Source organism: Methylobacterium aerolatum (assembly GCF_022179085.1).
GTDB classification, from domain to species: domain Bacteria; phylum Pseudomonadota; class Alphaproteobacteria; order Rhizobiales; family Beijerinckiaceae; genus Methylobacterium; species Methylobacterium aerolatum.
Genome location: NZ_BPQE01000019.1, coordinates 1 through 22521 on the forward strand (window position 1 = coordinate 1; position 22521 = coordinate 22521).

A 22521-nucleotide genomic window follows, 5' to 3' on the forward strand; every position below is an offset into this window, starting at 1 on the left:
CGCCGGGCGCGGTCGATCCGTCTGTGAGGACCGCCGTTAGAATCGCGAATTCCCAACCCGAGTCAACCGAAGGGTGCCGCCCCGGCGGTTCGGGCGGCGGGGACGGAGTCCCGGCCCCGGCCATCGGCCTCCGTCGCGCCATCGGCCGGACCGGGGCCGGTCGATCCGCCGGGCCATCAGCGAGGTATGCCCATCATGGGTTGTCTTCGGGCGGTCGCACGGGGACGACGCCAATTGATGACTGTTGGACGATTTGAATTGTCGTAAGACTGATCATAATTTTATTATGATCGTTGTTTTCTGGTGATTTATTTGCAGTGTGCCCAACGAGGCGCTGAGCGCCGTGCTCGTGGTCAGCTCGCGGGCCGCCCCTCTCGACCGCGCCCGCGTCTGGCTGTCCGAGCTGGGGACCCTCGCCGCCGACCGGGAGCGGCAGCTCTTCGTGTACCGGATCCAGACCCGCTCGGCCAAGGAACCCGCGGCCGTCCTTCAGGGGATCGTGGCGGCCTCGCCGGGATCGCCCCGCTCGGCGGTGGGACGGCCCCGGGCCAGGGGCCCGGCCGCGGCTTCGGCCAGGGCTCGGGCGCGGCGGAGCTCCGAGGGGCGGGCTTGCGAAAGGCTGGCTTGCAAGGGGCGGGCCTTCAGGAGGCGGGCCTCGGCGGCGGCGGCGCCTGGGGAGCTGGCCGTGGCGGTGGTCGATTCCTTCGATCGCGAGATCGCCGAGGCGCTCGCGCACCTGGCCGACCGGCCCGTCGCCCGTCGCTTCGTGGGTCCGAACCATTTCGAGCGCCTGCACCGGACGGTCTACTGCGACGCGCCTCCGGAGGAGGACGGCCCGGTGGATGACGACCTCGCCCGTTTGCAGGACGTGGCGAGCCAGGCGCGCCGATCCTGCGGCTCGCCGCCCGCCTCGTGCGCAGGGCCTTCGAACTCTCCGGCCTCCGACATCCACCTCGAGGCCGAGGAGGCCGACATGCGGGTGCGCTACCGGATCGACGGCGTGCTGATCGAGGCGGAGCGGCTGGCGAAAGTCGTTGCAACTGGCGCTGACCACCCGCATCGAGATCCAGGCGGGGCTCGACATCGCGGAGCGGCGCCTGCCCCAGGACGGGCGCATGAAGGCGCCGGACCGGGGCTAGGAGGTCGATATCCGCGTCTCGACGCTGCCCACCGCCCAAGGCGAGAGCGTGGTGCTGCGCCTCCTCGACGGCTCGCGCCGGGTGGACGGCCCCACCGGCCTCGGCGTCGACGCCCCGGCCATCGCCCGGATCGAGGCGATGACGGGCCGTCCGAACGGCCTCGTCCTCGTCACCGGGCCGACCGGCTCGGGCAAGACCACCACGCTCTACGCGGCGCTGACGCGCCTCGACGGGCCGCAAATCAAAGTGGTCACCGCCGAGGATCCGGTGGAGTACCGCATGGCCGGGATCAACCAGGTCCAGGCCCATGCCGGCATCGGCCTCGACTTCGCCGCCGCGCTCCGCTCGATCCTGCGCCAGGACCCGGACGTGGTGATGGTCGGCGAGACCGGCGACGGCGATCACCGCCGGCGCCGCGAGGCTGGCGACGATGATCGGCACGGGCACCCGGGCGAGGCCGATCCGGGCGGTGGCGGCGGCGACGAACTTCACGCCGCCGAGCCCGTGCCCGATCCGGCCGCGCAGGCGGGTATGGAGCGCCCGCAGGCCCCACTGGAGGCCGAAGGCGAGGGCCGCCGCGACGAGCCGGGCCGCGGCGGGACGCCCTACGAGGTCAACTCCCTCGGCAGCGACAGCAAGGTCGGCGGCTCCGGCGAGGGCGCGGACGTCGCCAGCAACCGACGCGGCGGGCCCCCTCAGAGCTTCCGGATCGCCCGGCGGATCCTCTGCAGGCGGGCGCGGAGCGCCGGACGGGCGTCGAGGGCGGCCATCAGGGCGTCTCCGGCGCGCAGCGCGGCGAGGACGGCGAAGCCCTGGGGGGTCAGGGCTCGGCGGATCGTCCAAAGGTCTCCGGTCTCCACGCCGAAATCGTGCTTGTAGGCGTGGTTGCCGACGGTGAAGTCGAAGTAGTGCAGGCCCTCCTCCCGGGCCCAGCGGAGGCATTCGGTCACGATCTGCGCGCCGGGCGAGGCGTTGCGCCAGCGCTCGTCGCTCGTCGTCGTCAGAAGGATGCCGTGGAAGACGCCCCCGTGGACGAGGCAATAGGCGGCCGCGATCCACTCCCCGTCCACCGCGAGGCCGAGGAGGCGGGCCGGGCCGCCCGCGAGGCCGGCCTGCGCCGCGTCGCGGTAGAAGGCCTGGACCTCGGGGCGCGCCAAAAGATCGAACCGGCCCATCGCGGCGAACCGCGTCCGGCGCTGGACGACGAGGGCCTGGAACAGGTCCTCGACCGCCTCCGGCGTGTCGGCGCGGGTGACGCGCACGGCGCCCGCGCGTTCGAGGCGCCGCCGCTGCTTGCCGAGATCCTTGAGGGTGCTCGGGCGGCACAGCCGGGCCAGCAGCGTGGCGGGATCGCCGTCGATGGCCACGCCCGAGGCCTGCATCGCCATCGGACGGGCGGCGGGCAGGAGGGCCAGGGGGTTCGGCACGGGATCGGCGCCGGCGCCGGCGCGGGCTCCGACCGTGGCGGGGATCCGCTCGATCCGGACGAGGTCCGCCGGCGGAAGGGCCGCGCGGACGGCCTTCCAGAAGGCCGCCGCCTCCGCGGCACCGAAGGTCACGCCCGCCGCGAGGGCGGGGGCGGCGTAGTCGCAGACCCCCAGGTCGAGCCAGGTGAGGGTGCGCAGCCCCCGGCGGCGGAGGCGCGCCATCGGCACGAGGGCGACGACCCGGCCGGTCTCCCCCTCGCTGACCTCGATGAAGACCGGCTCGGCGCGCGACGGCCCGGCGAGATGGGCGAGGACCCCGGCGATCCAGTCGAACCGCTGATAGGCCGTGAGCGTGCCCCGCGCGGCGAGGTCGGCCCAGGCCGCGGCGGCGGCGTCGAGGGAGGCGAGGCGCCTCGCCCGGAACCGGGGGGCGGCCCGGGCGGGGGTGCGGGGTTCGGCGAGGGCGGTGGCGAGGCTCATGGGTGGGCTCGGGTCACGCGGGGGGTCGGGGCCGCGAGGGGTGGCGGAGGGCACGACGGAGGGACATGCACGGAGGGGCGCTCCGCGCCCGCCCGGCCGGGACGAAGGACGGCGGCGCAGCCGAACAGGATGAGGAGCTCCGACACGAGGAGCCCGAGGAGCGACCATGCGGGCGGCACCGTGAGGAGCAGGCCGCAGACCATCGCCAGCCCCGCCACCGCCGCGACGGCGGACAGGGCCGCGAGGAACCGGAACTCCTGGGCGATCTCCAGGAGGACCCGCAGGGGCGCGTAGGTGAGCGAGACGGTCACGACGGCCCAGAGGACGAGGACGATCAACCCGAAATCCTGGCCCGAAAACCGGGCGGCGAAGAAGTGCGTCTCGATCAGCGGCATCGCGGCGAGGAGGACCACGCCGTAGGCGGTGCAACCGACGAGGAGCAGGCCCGCCGTCAGGCTGGCGAGCCGGATCGCGCCCCGCCGGTCGCCGCGGCCGATCTGCGCGCCCATCTCGGGCTGGGTCATGTTGACGAGGGCCGCCGCGCCGAGCCGCAGGGGGGCGAACAGGATCAGGGCGGCGGCGATCGGCGCGTAGGCGTCGGGGCCCAGGAGCAGGGCCATGGCCAGGGTCTGGCCCTGCCCCTGCAGGTTCGTCGTCGTGACGCCGACGAGGGACCAGCCGAGTTCGCGCCGGATGGCGTGGTAGCGCCGCCAGGAGGAGGCTTTCAGGCTGAGGCGGATCGGCTCGCGCAGGGCCAGCAGCGCCGTGGCGATGCCCACCGCGTGCGCGCAGGCCAGGGCGACGAACACGCCGTCGGTCCGCGCGGCGTCGTCCCCGTGGACGAGGAGGAACGCCAGGGCCGTCCCGCTGAGGGCGAAGGTGACGTCGCTCGCCGTGGCGAACCCGGCGAGGTTCTTGGCGTAGAGCGCGAGGCGCAGGTAGCTGCGCAGGCACCACAGCATCACGAAGGCGCCGCCCGCCACCGGGTTCACGGTGTCGGCCACCACCAGGAACCCCGCGATCCCGAGGCCGACCACCGCCGAGACGGTGAGCGCGCCCGTGCCGAAGGTCACGTCGATGGCCCGGCCCGCCCGGCGGTCGCGGTGCGCGGGCAGGAAGGTCGAGATCGGCACGCCGGCCAGCGCCCGCACGTAGGTGAGGGCGAGGCCGCCGGCCAGGAAGACGATGGCGAAGACGCCGTAATCGTGCTGCGACAGGGAGCGCACGAGCAGGATGTTCAGGGCGAAGTGGAACCCGCTCTGGACGACCTCGCCCAGCAGCGTCACGGCGAATCGGGCGAGGCGTCCGCGGTTCGGGCTCATCGCGTCGCCGCCGTCGAGAGCGTGGCCGGGACCGCGGTGCCGGGGCCGGACAGGACGCGGCCGAACTCCGCGGCCAGGGCGTCGCCGCAGGCCTCCTGCCCGAACAGGCGCTCGTAGCGGCGGCGCCCCGCGGCCGGGAACGACGCCCAGGCATCCGGCGCGGTCACGATCCGCGCCAGGGCCTCGCCGAGCGCGGCGGCATCGCCCGGCGGCACGGTCCAGCCGGTCTCCCCGTCCGCCACCACCTCCGGCAGGCCGCCGATGTCGGAGACGAGGGGCGGCACCCCGTGGGCCATCCCCTCGATCGCCACGCGCCCGAGGGATTCCGGCAGCCGCGAGGGGACGACCACGATATCGGCCCAGGCGAAATGCGCGGAGGGGTCGGGGATGAAGGGCAGGAGACGCACCTGGCCAGAGAGGCCCGCCGCCTCGATCGCGGCGGCCAGGGCCGCCTCCCGCGCCTCGTCCTCGAAGGCGTTGCCGACGATCCGCACCGCGATCCGCGACCGCACGGCGTCGGGCAGGCGGCTCAAGGCCTCGACCAGCACGTCCTGCCCCTTGATCCGGCTGATCCGGCCGAGCATCAGCACCCGCAGGGGGCGGCTCCCGTCATAGGCGGCGGTCTTCGCCGGGCCGGGATCGGCGATGCCGTTGTAGATGACGGTCTGCGGGCGCGGGGCGGGGATCGCGAAGGCGGCCTGGGTGGCCCGCGAGTTGAAGATCAGCCGGGCGCCGCTCAGGCGGACCAGCAGGCGCAGGCCGAGGGCCACCGGGCCCTCCGCGATCTCGTGGAGATGCGCCAGGGTGCGCCGCCGGTCGAGGCCGGCGGCGAGGAGGTAATCGGTGACGACGCAGGTGTTGACGTAGACCACGTCGCTGCGCCGGATCCGCCGGAGGGCCCGGGCCACCGCCAGCGGCAGGGTCGCGAGGCCGAGCGTCATCAGCCGCGGCAAGTGGCGGCGGCGCAGGATCCACAGCGGCTCGATCGCGATGGACGAGGCGTAGGGCTCCAGCGCCCCGACGATGGGTCCGTCGCCCGGCAGCACGACGTCGATGTCCGCCTCCGGGAAGCGCTCCCGCAGGACGCGCACGCTCTCGATGAAGCTCCGGTCGGATCCGTACAGCTCGCAGCCCTGGTGGACGCAGGTGATCCGGGTCGCCCTGTGATTCATGTTTCCCTGCGGGACCGAAACAATAGACATCGGGCCATAATGCAAGCGCGGTGCCGTGGCTTGCCGCTTGCTAATACATCATTGCGGTCGGATGATGTGCTCCAAAGCAGTAAAAAATTTCCGCCGATGTTAGATTTTGGGAAAGCGTCCCGGATCGGATCCCTCGTGACCTAAGGACAGAGAACGGTGAGCAACGGGCGTCCCACACTCCTCATCCTCGGCACGCGCGGCATTCCGGCCAACCACGGGGGCTTCGAGACCTTCGCGGAGAAGCTGGCGCTGTATCTCGCCGGACGCTGGAACGTGAAGGTCTACTGCCAGAAGGAGGTCGACCGCGTGACCGACCGGATCACGTCCCGGTTCTGGCAGGGCATCGAGCTGATCGAGGTCGAGGTGGCCTCCACCGGCCCGCGGGCGACCCTCGAATTCGACCTCCAGTGCGTGTGGGACGCGGCGCGCCGGGACGGGGTGTGCCTCGTCCTGGGCTACAATAGCGCGCTGTTCCTGCCGATCCTGCGCCTGTTCCGCCGGCCGATCCTGACGAACATGGACGGCATCGAGTGGCGGCGGCCGAAATGGAGCCCGGCGGTCCGCGCGTGGTTCTGGGTCAACGAGTGGATCGCGGCGTGGTCGTCGCACCGCCTGGTGGCCGATCACCCCGCCATCGCCGACCACCTCGCGACCCGGCGGCCCCGGCGGGCCATCGTCACCATTCCCTACGGCGGCGACCCCGTGACGGCCGCGCCCGAGGCACCGGTCCGCGCCCTGGGCCTGGAGCCGGACCGCTACATGGTGTCGATCGCCCGGATCGAGCCCGACAACAACATCCTGACGATCGTGGAGGCGTTCTCGCGCCGCCGGCGGGGCATGACCCTCGTGGTGCTCGGCACCCTCGACGACCGGATCCCCTACCACCGCGCGGTGCGGGAGGCGGCGAGCGGCGAGGTGATCTTCCCCGGCGGGATCTACGAGCAGGACAGGATCGCGGCCCTGCGCTTCCATGCCCGCGCCTACATGCACGGCCACACCGTGGGCGGGACGAACCCGTCCCTCGTCGAGGCGCTCTGGGCGGGGTCGCCGGTCATCGCCCACGACAACCCGTTCAACCGCGGGACGGCGGGCGGCGGCCAGGCGTATTTCGCGGATGCGGACGCGTGCGAGCGCCGGATCGAGGAGCATCTGGCCGACGACGGCCTCGTGCGGCGCGCCCGGGAGGAGGCCCGGATCCAGGCCCGGCGCTTCGCCTGGGACGACATCCTGGCCCAGTACGAGAGCGAGTTGACCGCCCTCCACGGGGGCGCCGCGCGGGCGGGCGCCGCCGCGCGGCTGCGCCAGGCGACGGCCGAGGGCCGGCCCACGGGAACGGCGGGTTGAACGCGCCCTCGCGGCGCGGCCTCCTCCGGGCCGGATGCCTCGGCGGCCTCGCCGCCCTCGGTTCGGGCAGCGCCCGCCCGGCGCGTGCCGCCCCGGTGGTGCCGTCGCTGCGGCGGGGCATCAGCCTCTGGCCGTGGTTCTCCCTCACCCGCGAGTTCCCGCCGCCGAGCCGCGACTACGGCTGGCCCGCCTTCCAGACCGACAGGCCCGTGCCGACGCGGGACGACCTGCGGCGGCTCAGGGCGGCGGGGTTCGATTTCGTCCGCCTGCCCCTCGATCCCGGCCCCTTCGTGGCCCTCACCGGGACGAACCGGCTCGCGCTGAGGGACGAGCTCGACCGGGCGGTCGAGGCCGTGCGGGCCGCCGACCTCGCCCTCGTCCTCAACGTCCAGGCGAATGGGGCGACCCATGTCTACAACCCGGATGCGTTTTACGGCCGCCGGGACGCGCCCCTGCTCGGGGCCTACACGGCGTTCGTCGCGGACCTCGCCGGGCGCTACCGCCGCCACGGCGGCCTCGTGCTCGAACCCGTGAACGAGCCGCCGCAGGCCTGCGGGGCCGCCGAGTGGAACGCCATCCAAGCGGGGCTCTTCGCGGCGGCCCGGGCGGAGGCGCCGACGATGCCGCTCCTGGCCACGGGGGCCTGCGGGGGCATGATCGCCGGCCTGTCGGCCCTCGATCCGACGACGCTCGAACGCTTCGCCCCCCTCCTCTACGGCTTCCACTTCTACGAGCCGTATCTCTTCACCCATCAGGGTGCGCCGTGGATGGGCGAGCCGGTCTACCGCGACCTCACCGGCGTCCCGTGGCCGGCACGCTCCGGCACGCTCGATCGGACGATGGCGGCCGTGCATGGGCAGATGCGCCGCGACACCGCGCGCTCCGCCGCCGGGTCGGCTGAGGTCGAGGCCCTGACCCGCCGCAAGCTCGCCGAATACTTCGAGGGCTCCCCCGACCGCGCCTGGATCGACCACTATCTCGACGCGGTGGGCGCGTGGGCGCGGCGCCACGCGATCGCACCCGAACGGATCGTCATGGGCGAGTTCGGGGCCCTGAGAACGGACGACCGTTACCATGGCGCGGGCCGGGCCGACCGCCTCGCCTACCTGTCCGACGTGCGCCGCAGCGCCGAGGCCCACGGCTTCGGCTGGGCGCTCTGGAACCTCTTCGACGGGTTCGGCCTCGTCGATGCGGCGACGGGGCGATGGGACGGGGAACTCCTCGCCGCGCTCGGCCTGGGGGATCCGGGCTAGTGCAGTGACGCGCTCGCTTCGTTCATGCGTGTCTGCCCTGGCTCATGGTTTTCGCATCAATTCTTCCAGTCTCGGCTAATGCTTCCGACTGGATCGATGCACGAGCGGGGCCTCAGCGGCCACGCTCCCAGCGCGGGAGCGGCCGGTAGAGCGCCAGCAGCAGGATCGCGAACTTGGCGAGCAGGGTCGTCTTGCCGCCGAGACTCTCGAAGGTGTTGATGAGGATCAGGAAGGCGATCATCGGCAGCGCGATGCCCGGCCGGCAGCGGTGGGCCACCTCCCGCAGGAACAGGGCGGTGGTCACCGTCAGGACCACCGTGACGACGGCGCCCTGGTAGAGCAGCGTGCGGATGATCGGGTTCTCGATGCCCCATTCCAGCCCGTTCATGCGCCGGAGGGTCTCCACCAGGGCCGTGTCCGGCCCGATGATCAGGTCGCGCAGGGGGATGCGGTCGAAGAGGGCGAACATCTCCACGCGGGCGTTGGCGCTGCCGCCGTCGGCCGCGAACCGGCCCGCCAGCGAGTCGAAGAAGCCCCCCGCCACGAGCCCGGCCACGGCCAGCGGCACCAGGGGCAGGGCGAAGGCGGCGAGCATCGCCGCCGGCAGCGAGATCCGGTTGCGCACGAGGGCCCGGAACAGGAGAAGGCCGACCCGCCCGCCCCCGAGGAGCAGGGTGATGACGATCCCCGAGCGCCCGCCGAACGTCACGAGGGCGGCCGATTGCAGGAGGACGAAGCCGATGCGGACGGAGTCCGGAAGGCGCCCGCCTCCGGAGAGCAGCGCGAGCACGTAGCAGGCGGTGAGGGTGGCGTTGCCGAGGGGATGCCCCTGGAGCGCCGCCGAGCGGGTGTCGGTCTCGAAGATCGCGCCGTCGAGCCGGTAGGGGAAGAAGCGCTGCCCCGTGGCGAACTCCACGAGGCCCAGCACCGCGTTGGCCGTCATGACGGCATGGGTCAGCCATTCGAGGCGCCGCAGGGTCTCCTCGTCGGCATCGACGATCAGGATCGTCACGAGGGCGGGCAGCAGGAACGTGTCGAGGGCCCCCGCCATGCCCGGCGCGCCGCGCAGGACGATGTTGAGGAAGTAGGCGAGGCTCGCCACCAACAGGGCGACGCTCGCCGGATGGCGGGCGCAGCTCCGCGCCCCGTGGGCGACCGGGTTGCCCGCGCGCAGCATCGCGAGGCCGAACAGGATCGCGGCGAGGTAGGTCGCCGGGTGGAGCTTCTGGACCGGACTGCCGGTGAGCCCGTCGTAATTGATGCCGAGCGTCCATAGGAGCCCGCCCGAGACGCCGAGGACCAGCACGGCGCAGACGAGCAGGCCGGCATTCGCGGGCAGGCGGAGGAGCCTGCGCGGCGCGGGCGGCGCCCAGGCCGCCGACGGCAGCCTGTCGAGCATCAGGCCGCCCGGCCGTCGAAGAGCAGCGCGGCGTTGACCGCCCGCCGCATGGAGGCCACCGACTTGGCGAAGTCGATCAGGTCGCTCTGGTAGGTCTGCCCGCACCGGGCGACGACGAGGATGCCGTCCACCGCCGAGACGATGGGCCCGAGGCGCAGGGCGCTGCGGATCGCGGCGCAATCGAACAGGATCAGGTCGAAGCTGCGCCCGCTCTCCTTGAGGAACTGCCGCAGCATGTCCTCGTCCACCGAGGAGCGGCTGGTCCGCCCGGCCCGGCCGAGGCCGAGGCGCCGCACGCCCGTGGCCGGATCGGCCACGACGGTGGCGCCCAGCAGCCGGTCGCCGCGCAGGATCTCGAGGAGGCCCGGCTCCGCCGCCTTGCCGCCGGGGACGGCATCGACGATCAGCACGCGCTCGCCCCGCGCCGTGGCGGCGGCGGCCAGTTGCTCGATCGCCCCGCGGCTGGCCTTCGTCTCCGAGGCCGGGCCGCCGATGAGCAGGCTGAGGGCGTCCCCGCGATGGGTGGCCTCGTGGTAGGCGAACAGGGTGTCGAGGGCCACCGAGACCTCGGTGTCGGGGGCGGGCCCGTCCCGGGTGGGACGGCGCGAGACGGGGGGGAGCAGGGCGAGCACCGGGATGCCGAGCAGCCGCTCGAACTGCCGCCGGGAGAGCACGGTCGGCCGCCGGTATTCCTGGAAGAAGGCCAGCCCCGCGCCGCCGCCGAGGCCGAAGGCGAGGCCGGCGCCGAGGATGAGGAAGCCGAGGGGCCAGCTCTTGTCGTCGGGCGCGCGGGCCCAGGTGATGATGCGGGCGTTGGTGGGGTTCACGCCGGCCTGCTCGCCGAGTTCGCGGGACCGGAGCAGGAAGGCGTTGTAGACGGACCGGGCGGCGTCGGCCTCGCGCTCCAGCTCCCGGAGCTGCACGGCGGCCTTGCTCCGCTCGATCAGCTCGTTCTTCATCGTGTCGAGGTCGGCCGACAGGCTCTGCTCGTTGGACAGGGCGCGCTGGTACTCGACCTCCGTCGCCTGCACCACCCGGTCGAGTTCGAGGTCGATCAGGCGCTTCACCTCGTCCCGCTGCGTCCGGGCGGCCCGGACGAAGGGGTGGCGGTCGCCGAGCTGGGTGCGCAGGTCGGCCTCCTTGCTTGCGAGTTCGGCGTATTGCGAGCGCAGGCGGTCGATGGTCGAGGACTGGATCGCCTCCGGCAGGGCGCCCCGGTCGACGATCTTGCCGCGGGCGTCGCGCAGGGCCTCGAGGCGGCTGCGGGCCTCGGCGACCCGGGTGCGGGCCGCCGTGAGGCGGACGCTGCCGTCGGTGAGCTGCTGCTCGCCCACGATCCGGCCCGACGAAGACAGGAGGCCGTTCTCGGCCTTGAAGCGCTCCAGCTTCGTCTCGGCCTGGGTCAGGTTGGCCTTCAGGTCGTTGAGCCGCGCCTCCAGTTCGCCCGCCGCCCGCTGCGCCACGTCGGAGCGGGCATTGGATTGGTCCGCGAGGTAGGCCTCGGCGATGGCGTTGACGATCCGGGCGGATTTCTCGGCCCCGTTCGTCGTGACGATGACGTCGATGACGAAGACCTTGTCCGCCCGCTTCACCGCGAGCTTGCGCCGGAGCAGGCGGATCGCCTTCGACGGGCCGTCGCTCTGGCGCGTGAGGCCGACGAGGTCGAGGAGGGGGCGGACGGCCCGCGCGATGAGGCCCGTGCCCGGCGCGCCGAATTCCGGATCGGCGGTGAGGTCGGCCGCCCGGACCGCCCGGGACAGGACCACGTCCGACTCGATGAGCCGGACTTGGCTCTCCACCTGGGTGACGCCGCCGTCCGGGCCCAGGGCGCTCGGGTTGACGTCGTTCGTCACCACCTGCCGGTCGCGGGGATCCACAAGGATCTGCGCGGTCGCGGTGTAGAGCGGCGGCACGGCGACGACGTAGACGAGGGCCGCGAGCGAGACCAGCGCGGCCACGGCGAAGACCGTCCGGCGGCGCCGGGCGAGGATGCGCCAGAGGTCGCCCATCTCGGCGGTGGTGTCGGGCGACCACGACCGGACCTCGGCGGGTGCCGGCGTGCCCTGGGACGGGACCTGGCGGGGTCCGCGTTCCACGCTGAGCCACTGGTGGTTCACAATAAGACTCCGAGGCCCTCTCGTCCTGAAGGTTGCAATCTCGATGCCCGGAATGCCAGACATTGTATTAAGGAATTTGCTGTTCCGGGCACGCATCCCCGTCGATCGGTAGATCTGCTGCGCGAAAGCAGCGCGGGATCAGATCGCGATGTGTTCTTCCTCGGCGTAGAGTTGCGGCTTCCGGCGACGGCCTACCCTGTAGAGGCCGTGGAGGGCGTGGCGGGCGGCCGTGTTGCGCAGCCGCCGCAGGCGCCAGATCCCGCCCGCATCGACGGCGAGGGACCGGGCGTAGAGGCTGGTGCGCAGGGCCTGGGCGTCGGAGGCCGCCTTGACCGGGTCGGCGTAGAACTCCGCCGTCATCGCGCCGGTCACGTGGGGTGCGGCGAGCCATCCGGGCACGTGGGCGAGGAGCCGCTCGACATCGACCAGCACCTTGCCGATCCCGTTGCCGGGGATCGGGCAGGTGGTCTGGCAGGCGTCGCCGATCACCACCGCCCCGTCGCGGGCGGGCGCCTCGATCCGCATGAGATCCATGGAGCGGGTCTCGACGGGGCCGCTGATCGCGAAGTGGGGGCAGTGCCGCGAGAGGCGCGGCATCAGGGCGGCGAGTTCCTCGTGCGGGTCGGACCGGAACGCCAGGACCCAGTCCTCGCCCGGCTCGCGATAGACGAAGAGGTTCGCCCGCATCTCGTTCCCGATGGGAAACACGGTCAGGTAGGCGACGCGGTCGCCGGACGCCTCGCCGTAATAGGTCAGCGCCTCGAAGGGGAAGCTCGCGGGCGGCGTGCCGAGATCGAAGCCCATCGACAGCGAATGACGGCGGCTGACGAGGGTCCGGGTCAGGCCGATCTTGCGGCGCACGGTATCGTTGAGGCCGGTGGCGATCACCAGGAGCCGGGCACGGACGAGGGTGCCGTCCGCGAGCGTCACCGTGGAGAGGCCGGGGCCGATCTCCAGGTCGTCGACCCGCCCGATCGTCAGGTCGAGGCCCTCCGGCAGGTCGTCCCGCAGGCGGTTGATCAGGGCGGCGTAGGAGAAGCCGTACTCCCGCCGCGCCTCCCGCTCGTGCAGGCGGCCGTAGCGCACGACGTCGATGGAATCGACGGGCGTCGCGATCGCCCGCACGCTGCGATCGACGCCGAGGCGCCGGAACTGGGCCATCTGCTCGGGGCCGATCTTCTCGGCCCGGAACTCGGGCGGGTGCACCCGCCGCGCATCGATGAGTGTGACGCCGTACCCCGCCCGGGCGAGATTGGCTGCCGTCACCGTGCCGGCGACGCCGGCCCCGATCACCGCTACGTCATAGGTTCGCGCCCCTCGGCACGCCACGTTCATGTCTCATACTCCGCCCTGAGCCTGTCCCGAATTGGGTCATGACGACCGGGACCGCCCGTGCACCGCAATCGCGGTGCCAGCACCGGGCGAGCGGACCGTTCAGGGCAGCCGCGGCGCCCGGGCCGAGCCGTCGATGAACTCGAACCCCCCGCCGCTGTTCAGGGTGTGCAGCCGCGAGCCCGGCCATTCCGGCCCGGCGCGGAGCACGGTCTCGACGGTCTGGCCGAAGCCGCCGTCGTCGAGGCGGTCGATCCGCGCCAGCCCGAGGGCGCGGCCGTAGCCGTCGGTGCAATCCTGCACCGGACGGACGAGGCCTCCCGTCGCCCGGCGGACGATGGCCCCGGCCGGGCGCGCGGAGGCGATGTCGATGAGGACGGGGTTGCGGGCATGGGGCGTCCAGGGTCCCCGGAAATCGGGGGCGGACCACAGGTGCAGGGCGTCGGAGTAGGAGCCGAGACCGAGGGGCGCGCCCACGGGGGCATCCCGCACCGTCGCGAAGAGCCACCACCGGCCCTCCTGCTCCAGCAGGGTCGCGTCGCTCGCCACCACCCCCTGGACGAGGGTGGCCACCTTCTCCCAGCCCTCCGGGAAGGCCGTGGCCCGGTACAGGTCGATGGTCCCGGCGGCGCTGCTCTCGGGCACCATCCAGATCGCGCCGTCGCGGGCGAAGACGAAGGGGTAGGAGAGGTGGTGCGCCTCCTCGAGGACGGGGCGCGGCGTCCCGACCGGTCCGTCCCGGCCCATCGCGACGGCGGAGATCACGCCCTTCTGGGTCGCGTGGGGGAACTCCTCGACGAAGAGCCATGTCGTTCCCCCGTGCGCGAGGGGGAACGGGTCGGCGTAGAAGCGATGGCCGTCGTCGCGGAGCGTGGCCCAGCCGGAGGGCGGATGCCCCTGGAGGTCCACGACCCCCGGCCCGTCGAGGTGGCGCCAGCCGACCCGCCAGTGCGGCGCCCGGAAACAGAGCCGGTAGAGCCGCTGGACGATGGACTGGGCGAGCATCCGCCCTCCCCGCCTCGCCAGGGCGCCGGGGGACAGGTCGGGGACCGGCGCGGCAGGGGGGCGCGCCCCGCTCGGCCCCGCGCCGGGGGCGTCCTTCAGCGCGGCGAGGATCAGCGTCACGGTGTGGGCCAGCCCGTCGTCGAAGGCCGTGGCCACCCGCCCCTGCATCTCCGTCCCGAGCCGGGCCGAGGCGACGGCCCGGCCGCCCTCGGAGACGGTGGCCCAGGGCGCCCGCCCCGCGAGGAGCGAGGCAAGCAGCCCGGCCTCGCCGTCCTGCCCGTCGTAGCGGAGATGCCAGGTGCGGGGGTCCGCGGCGCCGTCCGGGTTGCCGGCCAAGTTGCCGGCCAAGTTACCGGCCAAGTCGCCGGCGAAGTCGAGGATCAGGTCCGGCGCACGGCCGGTCACGGCCGGCAGGCCCGCCCGTTCCGAAGCCGTCAGCGGCGCCGAGGCCGCGCGGGCGGGCAGGCCGAAGATCAGCCGTTCGAGGGTGAAGAGCGTCTCGGCGTTGCCCGGCAGCGCCGAGGGACCGGAGGCGGCGAACTCGACCTCGACGGTGGTGTCCGCCGCCGCGCCGAGGCGGCGCACGAGATCCCGATGCCACCGGCGGGGATGGCGACCGTCCAGGCGAAGCCTCACATGCATCGGCAGACCGATCCTGATTCCGTCGCGATCATTCGACGGCAGTCTATCGGCCGACCGGGTAAAGATTTCAGCGGGATGAGGTGGTTCAGCGGGTCGAATATGCTGTGCGCCGTGGCGGAGGTTCACGCGATCGTTCCGTTTCCACGCACGGCGTCCGACCGTTAAGTCGGCGCTTTCCCGTCCCCGTCCTCATCCCGAGTGTCCGGCCGGAAAGGTCGTCGCTCCAACCGCGCCCCCTCTTCCTGAGTGTCTGGCCGGAAAGGTCGCTTCCCCTCCGTCTTTGCGAGCGGAGCGAAGCAATCCAGGGCAACGGGCCGTTTCCGACCGTGGCGCATCCCTGGATTGCTTCGCTCCGCTCGCAAAGACGAGGAGGGCTTACCGGGCCACCAGGACCTTCTCGGCCAGTCTCCGAGGTGCGGCGAAGCCGCCTCGAAGGAGGGCTCCGCGACCCCCGAAATCCTCCTTCGAGGCCCCCGCCCCGCTCCGGCGCCTCGGGATGAGGGAGTTCGAGGGGAGACAGGGCCTCCCGGCGAGGATCTCAGGAAGCCGGGCGCCACAGGCGGGAGAGGCCCCGCCACGCGGGCGCCAGGACGAAGCCCGACAGCGGGATCAGCACGGCGCCGACCACCAGCCCGATCAGGCCGGAGGCGAGCGCGGTGACGAGCCATTCCACGACCCCCTTGGCGAAGGGCAGGGCCTGCCCGGCCCAATTCGCGGCCCAATCGGCCGCCTCGTGGGCGAGGTGGGCCGGCGCCGCGACGCCGTAGGTCTCGAGCCCGTGCATCAGGATGCCGCCGCCGACCCAGATCATCGCCGCCGTACCGATGACGGCCAGGATCCCGAGCAGGATCGGCATCCCCCTGACGATGCCCCGCCCGAGGCCGCGCAGGAGGGGGCCGAAGGGCGGACCGGCTTGGCTGCGCGCCATCGCGAGGCCCGCGTCGTCGGCCTTCACGATCAGTGCGACGACGCCGTAGACGCCCGCCGTGATGCCGATGGCCACGATGGCGAGCACGGCCGCCTTCATCCCGACGCTGCCCTCCGGCAGGGCGGCCAGGGTGATCGCCATGATCTCGGCCGACAGGATGAAATCGGTCTTGATGGCGCTCGCCACCCGGCGGTCCTCGAAGGCTTTGGCGTTGCCCGCACCGGCCTGCTGCTCGTCCTCCCCGTGGTCCTCGTGGGGGACGATCGCCTCGTAGACCTTCTCCGCCCCCTCGTAGCAGAGGTAGGCGCCGCCCAGCATCAGCAGCGGGGTGATGGCCCAGGGGGCGAAGGCGCTGAGCAGGAGGGCGCCGGGCAGGAGGAACAGGAGCTTGTTCTTCAAGGAGCCGAGGGCGATCTTGCCGACGATGGGCAATTCGCGCTCGGCGGCGAACCCGACGACGTAGCGCGGGGTGACGGCGGCATCGTCGATGACGACGCCCGCCGCCTTGGTGCCCGCCTTGGCCGCTTGGCCCGCCACGTCGTCGAGGGAGGCCGCCGCCGTCTTCACCATGAAGGCGACGTCGTCGAGAAGGGCGATCAGTCCGACACTCACAAACCCTGCCCCCGGCCGTGGAAACCCAGACACAGACGTATCACGGCGCCGTTTGATCCTCTCTGCCCGAAGATTGGGCCCGCGCGCGGGGCGCCGCCTCAGCTGCCCCGGTAGGTGGAGTAGCTCCACGGGGTGATGAGGAGCGGCACATGGTACTTGGCGGCCGGATCGGAGACGCCGAAGCGCACCGGCACCCGGTCGAGGAACGGCCGCTCGCCGCCGTGGCCCAGGCGGGCGAAGTAGTCGCCCACGGCGAAGACGAGCTCGTAGGTGCCGACCGTCAGGGCGTCGCCGGACAGGAGGGCGTCATCGGTCCGCCCGTCGGCATTGGTCGTCACCGTGGCGAGCGTGACCCCGGTTCCGTCCTCGGCCAAGCGCCGCAATTCGATCGCGACCCCCGCCGCCGGTCGGCCCGAGGCGGTGTCGAGGACGTGTGTGGAGAGGTGGCCCATGGCGGCGAGGTCCGACTGACGAGACGCCCGCGGCCCCTGCCCCTACCCGGGGGGAGGCCGGCCGGGCCGGTGGCGATGCGCGAGACGAGCATGGGGCGGCCCGCCCCGGCAACCCGAAAAGCGCCCTCGATTTTCAAAACGATTTTGAAGGTGCTTGGCGCGGCGACGGCTCGCCGCCGGGCCCGGTTCGAGGCACACCATTTGCTGCGGCCCGGACGACAATATGGGCCGACGGGCGGACCGGATCCGGTCCCGCCCGACGACACGCGGAGGAAGGCGTCTGATGGATCCGATTCTGCATGAATGGGGCGGGTTCCTCATTCGATGGACCCACGTCGTCGCCGCGATCGCCTGGATCGGCGCGTCGTTCTACTTCATGCACCTCGATGCCAGCCTGCGCGCGATCCCCGCGATCCCGGCGGGCAAGGGCGGCGAGGCCTGGGAGGTGCACGGCGGCGGCTTCTACCAAGTGCGCAAGTACCTCGTCGCGCCCGACCGGATGCCGGAGCACCTGATCTGGCACAAATGGCAATCGTACTCGACCTGGCTCTCGGGCTTCTTCCTGCTCTGCTGGGTCTATTACGGGCAGGCCGACCTCTACCTGATCGATCCCGCCGTCCGGGCGATCACGCCGCTCACCGGCGCCCTCGTCGGCATCGGCGCCCTGGCGCTAGGCTGGCTGATCTACGACGGATTGAACCGGTCGGCCCTGGCCAACCGGCCCCTCGTGCTGGCGAGCGCCGTCTTCGCCACCGTGGTCGCCTTCGCCTACGGCTTCCAGCAGGTCTTCTCCGGCCGGGCGGCGATGCTGCACACCGGCGCGGTCATCGCCACCTGGATGACCGGCAACGTCTTCTTCGTGATCATGCCCAACCAGCGCAAGGCCATCGCGGAGCTGGTGGCGGGGCGCGTGCCGAACCCGGCCTGGGGCAAGCAGGCCAAGAACCGCTCCTCCCACAACAACTACCTGACCCTGCCGGTGCTGTTCTTCATGCTCTCGGGCCATTACCCGATGGCGTGGTCCTCGTCCCTCAGCTGGATGATCGTCGGCCTCGTGGTGATCGCGGGCGGCGTGGTCCGGCACTTCTTCAATGTGCGCAACGCGGGCGGGGGCGAGCGCTGGTGGACCTGGGGCGTGGCGAGCGCCTGCATCGCCGCGGCGGTGGCGATCAGCGTCGCGACCTCCCCCGCGATGCGCGAGCGCGTCGGCCTCGGGGACCGGGAGGCGACCTCCCCCTCGCCCACCGAGACCGCGAGTCTCGTGGCCCCGGCGGCGGCTCAGGGGACGACCCGGACCGCCCTCCCCGTCGACGAGGCCGTGATGAACGTGATCGGCACGCGCTGCTCCATGTGCCATGCGTCCGAGCCCCTCTGGCCGGGCCTCGCCGCCGCGCCGAAGGGCGTGCTGCTCGACACGCCGGAGCACGTGGCCCGCTTCGCCCCGGCCATCCGCATCCAGGCCGTGCTCACCCACGCGATGCCGCCGAACAACATCACCGACATGCAGCCCGAGGAGCGGGACGAGCTGGCCCGCTGGCTCGCCGCGCGGTAACGCCCGTCCCTCCCACCCGCCCAGGATCCCACCCGTGACCTTCCCTCGCCCCGACGACCCGCCGCGGGACTTCCTCGGCTACGGTGAAACCCCCCCCGCCGTCCGCTGGCCCGGCGGTGCCCGCGTCGCGGTGCAGTTCGTGCTGAACTACGAGGAGGGCGGCGAGCGCTCCGTCCTCGACGGCGACCCCCACGCGGAAATCTTCCTCTCGGAGATCGCGGGCGCCCTGCCCTTCCCGAGCCGCCACATGAGCATGGAGAGCCTGTACGAGTACGGCTCCCGGGCGGGCGTCTGGCGGGTGCTGCGGCTCTTCCGGGATCGCGGGCTGCCGCTGACGGTGTTCGGCGTGGCCCAGGCGCTGGCGCGCAACCCCGCCGCCACGGAGGCCTTCCTGCGGGACGGGCACGAGATCGCCGGGCACGGCTGGCGCTGGCTGCCCTACCAGGACGTTCCGGAGGACGTGGAGCGCGAGCACCTCGCCCGCGCCGTCGAGACCATCCAGGGGCTGACGGGGGAAAGGCTGCTCGGCTGGTACACCGGCCGCGACAGCCCCAACACCCGCCGCCTCGTGGTGGAGCAGGGCGGCTTCCTCTACGATTCCGACAGCTACGCCGACGACCTGCCCTACTGGGTGCGGGTGGGGGGACGCGAGCACCTCGTGGTGCCCTACACCCTCGACACCAACGACATGCGCTTCTCGATCCCGGGGGGATTCCCCTCCGGCGAACAGTTCTTCGCGCATCTGCGCGACGCCTTCGACTGCCTCTACGCGGAGGGCGCGCAGGCCCCGAAGATGCTGTCCATCGGGCTGCATTGCCGCCTCGTCGGGCGCCCGGCGCGCCTGCCGGCCCTGGCGCGCTTCCTCGACCACGTCCTCTCCCATCCCGACGTCTGGGTCGCCCGGCGGATCGACATCGCCCGGCACTGGGCCGAGCATCACCCCGCGCCCCTGTAGGAGCCATCCGTCCCGATGATCGCCCTGTCCGACCTGAACGCGCTCCCGCGGGACGCCTTCGTCGCGAAGCTCGCCGAGATCTACGAGCACTCGCCCTGGGTGGCGGAGGCCGTCGCCGGGCAGCGGCCCTTCGCATCGCGAACGGCCCTGCACGGGGCGATGGAGGCGGTCGTCGCGGGCGCCGAGGAGGCGCGGCAACTCGCTCTGCTGCGCGCCCACCCGGAACTCGCGGGCCGCGCCGCCCAGCGCGGCGACCTGACGGCCCATTCCCGGAGCGAGCAGAGCGGCAGCGGCCTGCTCACGGCGCCGGCCGATACGGTGGAGCGGATCCAGGCGCTGAACCGGGCCTATGCCGAGACGTTCGGCTTTCCCTTCATCATCGCCGTGAAGGGCCTCGACCGCGAGACCATCCTCGCCCGCCTCGAGGAGCGGCTGCAGAACGGGGCCGGCGCGGAGCGGGAAGAGGCCCTGCGGCAGGTCGGGCGCATCGCGGCGCTGCGGCTGGAGGCGTTGATCGAGCCGGCCTGACCGGTCTCGCCGTCCTCGCTTCGCCCGGCGCGCGACGGGGCGGGCGAAGCGTCAGCCCGCCCGCTTGCCGACCAGGGCGAGCTGCTCGGCCACGTGCGCCCGCAGCGCCTCGTGCGCCATGTCCACGAAGGTCTTGGTCCGCGCCGACAGCATCTTTCGCGAGGGGTACAGCAGGCCGAGCGTCGCCGAGGTCGGCGGCGTGCCTTGCAGGAGGGGCACCAGACGCCCCTCGGCGATGGCACCGGCGACCTCGAAGAGCGGCTTCAGGACGATGCCCTCCCCCGCCAGCGCCCATTCGGTCAGGGTGTCGCCGTCGTCCGCGTCGATATGGCCGGAGACCGGCAGGGTCACGGTTTCCTCGCCGGCGGTGAGGGTCCAGCGGAACTGCTCGGAGCCGGGGAAGCGCAGGAGCAGGCAATCGTGCTCCAAGAGGTCCGCCGGCTCGGCGGGGGCCGGGTGGCGCTCCAGATAGGAGGGCGCGGCGCAGAGCACGCGCTCGATCTCGCCGACCTTGCGCAGGGTGAAGGTCGAGTCGCGCATCTGCGACAGGCGGATCGCCACGTCCACCGCCTCCTGCACGAGATCGAGGAGATGCTCCGACAGCCGCAGATGCACGTCCGTCTCGCCGTGCCTCCGGCGGAACTGCGGCACGAGGGGCGCCACGACCCGGCGGCCGAGGCCCAGGGGCGCCGTGACCTTCAGGACGCCGCGCGGGGCGGCGCCCGCGGTCTCCACGCTCTTCTCCGCCTGCTCCACGGCGGCGGTGATGTCGAGGCAGCGGTCGTAGAAGATGCGGCCCGCCTCGGTGAGGCTCATGCGCCGGGTGGTCCGCGTGAGCAGGAGGCAGCCGAGATGCTCCTCCAGGGTCTGGATCCGGTAGCTGATCACCGACGGCGAGAGGCGCAGCGAGCGCCCGGCCGCCGAGAAGCTGCCGCTCTCGGCCGAGCGCATGAAGATGCGGATGCTCTCCAGCGAAATCATCCCGGGGATCTTCAGAATTCGCCGGAAGGTGTCAACGAAATTTCCCCGCAGATCCAGCGTCTTCCGGCGCTAATCTGGCTCATTGTCGGCGAGGGGCGGCGCGGGCCGCGCCGCCCCTCGCCGACGGCATCTCCTTCGGATCGGGCCATGACGCATTCCCCCTACAATCCGCCGAGCGGCGGCCTTCCCGGCCAGACCTCCCTGATGACGGGCCGTGCGGTGTTCACCGAGGCCTACGCCGTGATCCCGCACGGGGTGATGAGCGACATCGTCACCAGCGCGCTGCCCTTCTGGACCGGCACCAAGGCCTGGATCCTCGCCCGGCCCCTGTCGGGCTTCGCGGAGACCTTCGCCCAGTACCTCATGGAGGTCGCCCCCGGCGGCGGCAGCGCGCAGCCCGAGCCCGACCCGACCGCGCAGGGCGTGCTGTTCGTGGTGGACGGCCAGGGCAGCCTCGAGGCCGAGGGCGGCACGCATCCCCTGCGGCCGGGCAGCTACGCCTACCTCGCCCCCGGCACCGCCTGGAGCCTGCGCAACGACGGCGCGACGCCCCTGCGCTTCCACTGGGTTCGCAAGGTGTTCGAGCCGGTGCCGGGCCTGGAGGCGCCCACCACCTTCGTCACCCACGAATCGGCGGTGGAGCCCGTGGGCATGGTCGGCACGGAGGGCGCCTGGGCGACCACCCGCTTCGTCTCGCCGGAGGACCTGCGCCACGACATGCACGTCAACATCGTGACCCTGCGCCCCGGTGCCTCGATTCCTTTCGAGGAGACGCACATCATGGAGCACGGTCTGTTCATCCTCGAGGGCAAGGCCGTCTACCGGCTGAACCGCGACTGGGTCGAGGTCGAGGCGGGCGACTTCCTGTGGCTGCGCGCCTACTGCCCCCAGGCCTGCTACGCGGGTGGGCCGGGACCCTTCCGCTACCTCCTCTACAAGGACGTCAACCGCCACCCGGCCCTGCGCCTCCAGGGAGGTGCCCGGTGAGCGACCGCCTGCTGACCACCCGCCCGCTGACGGCGGAGGTCTTCGCGCCCTTCGGCTCGGTGATCGACACGCGGAGCGTGGCGCCGCGCGCGATGAATGCCGGCATGGCCCTGCGCTACCACGACCTCGCCGAGATCCGCGTCTCCGGCGAGGAGGCCCGCGCCGTAATCGGCCTCGTGGAGGCCGCGCCCTATCCCGTCCCGCTGGCCTTCTCCCTGGTGGAGCGTCACCCCTTCGGCTCCCAGGCCTTCATCCCCCTGAACGCCGCGCCCTTCCTCGTGATCGTCTGCCCCGACCAGGACGGCCGCCCGGGCCGGCCGCAGGCCTTCCTCACGGCGCCCTGGCAGGGCGTGTGCTACGCCCCCAACACGTGGCACGGCGTGCTGACGCCCCTCGGCGAGCGGCAGAACTTCGTCGTGGTGGACCGCGCCGGCGGCGGGGTGAACCTCGAGGAGTTCACCTACGACGCGGCCTGGACGGTCTCGCTGCCCGGGTGATGTCCACGGCGGTGCGCCGTGACCGGCCGGGCTCGTTCGAGATGCCGCCATCCCCTTCATCGCCCTCATCCTGAGGTGCGGCGAAGCCGCCTCGAAGGAGGGCTCCAGAGAGCGCTGCGCCGTCTGAAAGGCTCCTCCAAATCCTCCGCTGCGCTCCGGCACCTCAGTGTCTGGCCGGAAGGGTCGCTTCCCCTCCGTCTTTGCGAGCGGAGCGAAGCAATCCAGGGATGCGCCATGGTCGGAAACGGCCCGCTGCCCTGGATTGCTTCTCTCGCCAAGACGGGGCCGCCGTACGATCCAGGTTTTCCCGAGGAAGAGCTAGAACACGTGCAGCGCCACGCCCGCCAGAAAGCTCTTTTCCTCGGTG

17 protein-coding genes and 1 pseudogene are annotated in these 22521 nt (G+C 72.4%); 8 read left to right on the forward strand and 10 right to left on the reverse strand.

Annotation, left to right across the window (positions count from 1 at the left end):
* Positions 1–1190: 1190 nt before the first annotated feature.
* Positions 1191–1478: pseudogene (locus MFF06_RS13345) on the forward strand (ATPase, T2SS/T4P/T4SS family); the annotation flags it as partial.
* A gap of 356 nt (positions 1479–1834) precedes the next feature.
* Here MFF06_RS13345 and MFF06_RS13350 read toward each other — a convergent pair.
* Genes MFF06_RS13350 through MFF06_RS13360 form a run of 3 tightly spaced genes read right to left on the reverse strand, consistent with a single transcriptional unit; the run spans position 1835 to position 5540 of the window.
* Positions 1835–3046, reverse strand: coding sequence for a GNAT family N-acetyltransferase (locus MFF06_RS13350; RefSeq protein ID WP_238204598.1), 1212 nt, complete (start codon positions 3044–3046; stop codon positions 1835–1837).
* Positions 3043–4368 (reverse strand): MATE family efflux transporter, encoded by a 1326-nt coding sequence (locus MFF06_RS13355; RefSeq protein WP_238204600.1) that lies wholly within the window; start codon positions 4366–4368, stop codon positions 3043–3045. The genes MFF06_RS13350 and MFF06_RS13355 overlap by 4 nt, the downstream gene beginning before the upstream one ends.
* Entirely contained in the window at positions 4365–5540 is a 1176-nt protein-coding gene (locus MFF06_RS13360; RefSeq protein WP_238204603.1) for a glycosyltransferase family 4 protein, read from the reverse strand. The genes MFF06_RS13355 and MFF06_RS13360 overlap by 4 nt, the downstream gene beginning before the upstream one ends.
* Before the next feature lie 186 nt (positions 5541–5726).
* On the opposite strand from MFF06_RS13360, the gene MFF06_RS13365 reads away from it, so the two are divergent.
* Both MFF06_RS13365 and MFF06_RS13370 read left to right on the forward strand, forming a co-directional pair.
* Entirely contained in the window at positions 5727–6914 is a 1188-nt protein-coding gene (locus tag MFF06_RS13365; protein ID WP_238204605.1) for a DUF1972 domain-containing protein, read from the forward strand.
* Positions 6911–8167 carry a glycoside hydrolase family 5 protein gene (locus MFF06_RS13370; RefSeq protein ID WP_238204607.1) on the forward strand — a complete coding sequence of 419 codons (1257 nt, stop codon included), beginning with the start codon at positions 6911–6913 and terminating at the stop codon, positions 8165–8167. The genes MFF06_RS13365 and MFF06_RS13370 overlap by 4 nt, the downstream gene beginning before the upstream one ends.
* Positions 8168–8279: 112 nt before the next feature.
* Here the strand turns inward: MFF06_RS13370 and MFF06_RS13375 are convergent, their stop codons facing one another.
* The 6 genes from MFF06_RS13375 to uraH form a co-directional block, all read right to left on the reverse strand.
* Positions 8280–9566, reverse strand: a complete 1287-nt coding sequence (locus tag MFF06_RS13375) for a VpsF family polysaccharide biosynthesis protein (protein WP_238204609.1) — start codon at positions 9564–9566, stop codon at positions 8280–8282.
* Positions 9566–11683 (reverse strand): GumC family protein, encoded by a 2118-nt coding sequence (locus MFF06_RS13380; RefSeq protein ID WP_238204611.1) that lies wholly within the window; start codon positions 11681–11683, stop codon positions 9566–9568. The genes MFF06_RS13375 and MFF06_RS13380 overlap by 1 nt, the downstream gene beginning before the upstream one ends.
* Positions 11684–11821: 138 nt before the next feature.
* Entirely contained in the window at positions 11822–13018 is a 1197-nt protein-coding gene (locus MFF06_RS13385) for an FAD-dependent oxidoreductase (RefSeq protein WP_238204613.1), read from the reverse strand.
* A 99-nt stretch (positions 13019–13117) separates the two neighbouring features.
* Entirely contained in the window at positions 13118–14662 is a 1545-nt protein-coding gene (locus tag MFF06_RS13390) for a glucosamine inositolphosphorylceramide transferase family protein (protein ID WP_238204614.1), read from the reverse strand.
* A 538-nt stretch (positions 14663–15200) separates the two neighbouring features.
* A complete protein-coding gene (locus tag MFF06_RS13395) occupies positions 15201–16202 on the reverse strand; it encodes a DUF808 domain-containing protein (protein ID WP_238204616.1) in 1002 nt (333 codons plus the stop codon).
* A 98-nt stretch (positions 16203–16300) separates the two neighbouring features.
* Positions 16301–16654, reverse strand: coding sequence for a hydroxyisourate hydrolase (uraH, locus tag MFF06_RS13400; RefSeq protein WP_238204617.1), 354 nt, complete (start codon positions 16652–16654; stop codon positions 16301–16303).
* A 283-nt stretch (positions 16655–16937) separates the two neighbouring features.
* On the opposite strand from uraH, the gene MFF06_RS13405 reads away from it, so the two are divergent.
* The 3 genes from MFF06_RS13405 to uraD are packed head-to-tail and all read left to right on the forward strand — an operon-like array spanning position 16938 to position 19689.
* The gene (locus MFF06_RS13405; protein ID WP_238204618.1) at positions 16938–18206 is read left to right on the forward strand and encodes a urate hydroxylase PuuD; all 1269 of its coding nucleotides are present in this window, start codon (positions 16938–16940) and stop codon (positions 18204–18206) included.
* Positions 18207–18240: 34 nt separating this feature from the next.
* Positions 18241–19161, forward strand: a complete 921-nt coding sequence (puuE, locus tag MFF06_RS13410; protein WP_238204620.1) for an allantoinase PuuE — start codon at positions 18241–18243, stop codon at positions 19159–19161.
* 15 nt (positions 19162–19176) lie between these two features.
* Positions 19177–19689, forward strand: coding sequence for a 2-oxo-4-hydroxy-4-carboxy-5-ureidoimidazoline decarboxylase (gene uraD / locus MFF06_RS13415; protein WP_238204621.1), 513 nt, complete (start codon positions 19177–19179; stop codon positions 19687–19689).
* 51 nt (positions 19690–19740) lie between these two features.
* On the opposite strand, the gene MFF06_RS13420 is transcribed toward uraD, so the two are convergent.
* Complete coding sequence (locus tag MFF06_RS13420; RefSeq protein WP_238204622.1) at positions 19741–20670, reverse strand: LysR family transcriptional regulator; 930 nt, start codon at positions 20668–20670, stop codon at positions 19741–19743.
* Positions 20671–20817: 147 nt separating this feature from the next.
* Between MFF06_RS13420 and MFF06_RS13425 the strand changes: the two genes are divergently transcribed.
* Together MFF06_RS13425 and MFF06_RS13430 are read left to right on the forward strand one after the other, a co-directional pair.
* Complete coding sequence (locus MFF06_RS13425; RefSeq protein ID WP_238204623.1) at positions 20818–21657, forward strand: bifunctional allantoicase/(S)-ureidoglycine aminohydrolase; 840 nt, start codon at positions 20818–20820, stop codon at positions 21655–21657.
* Entirely contained in the window at positions 21654–22154 is a 501-nt protein-coding gene (locus MFF06_RS13430; protein ID WP_238204624.1) for an ureidoglycolate lyase, read from the forward strand. Before MFF06_RS13425 ends, MFF06_RS13430 begins: the two co-directional genes overlap by 4 nt.
* The last annotated feature ends 367 nt before the right edge of the window (positions 22155–22521 follow it).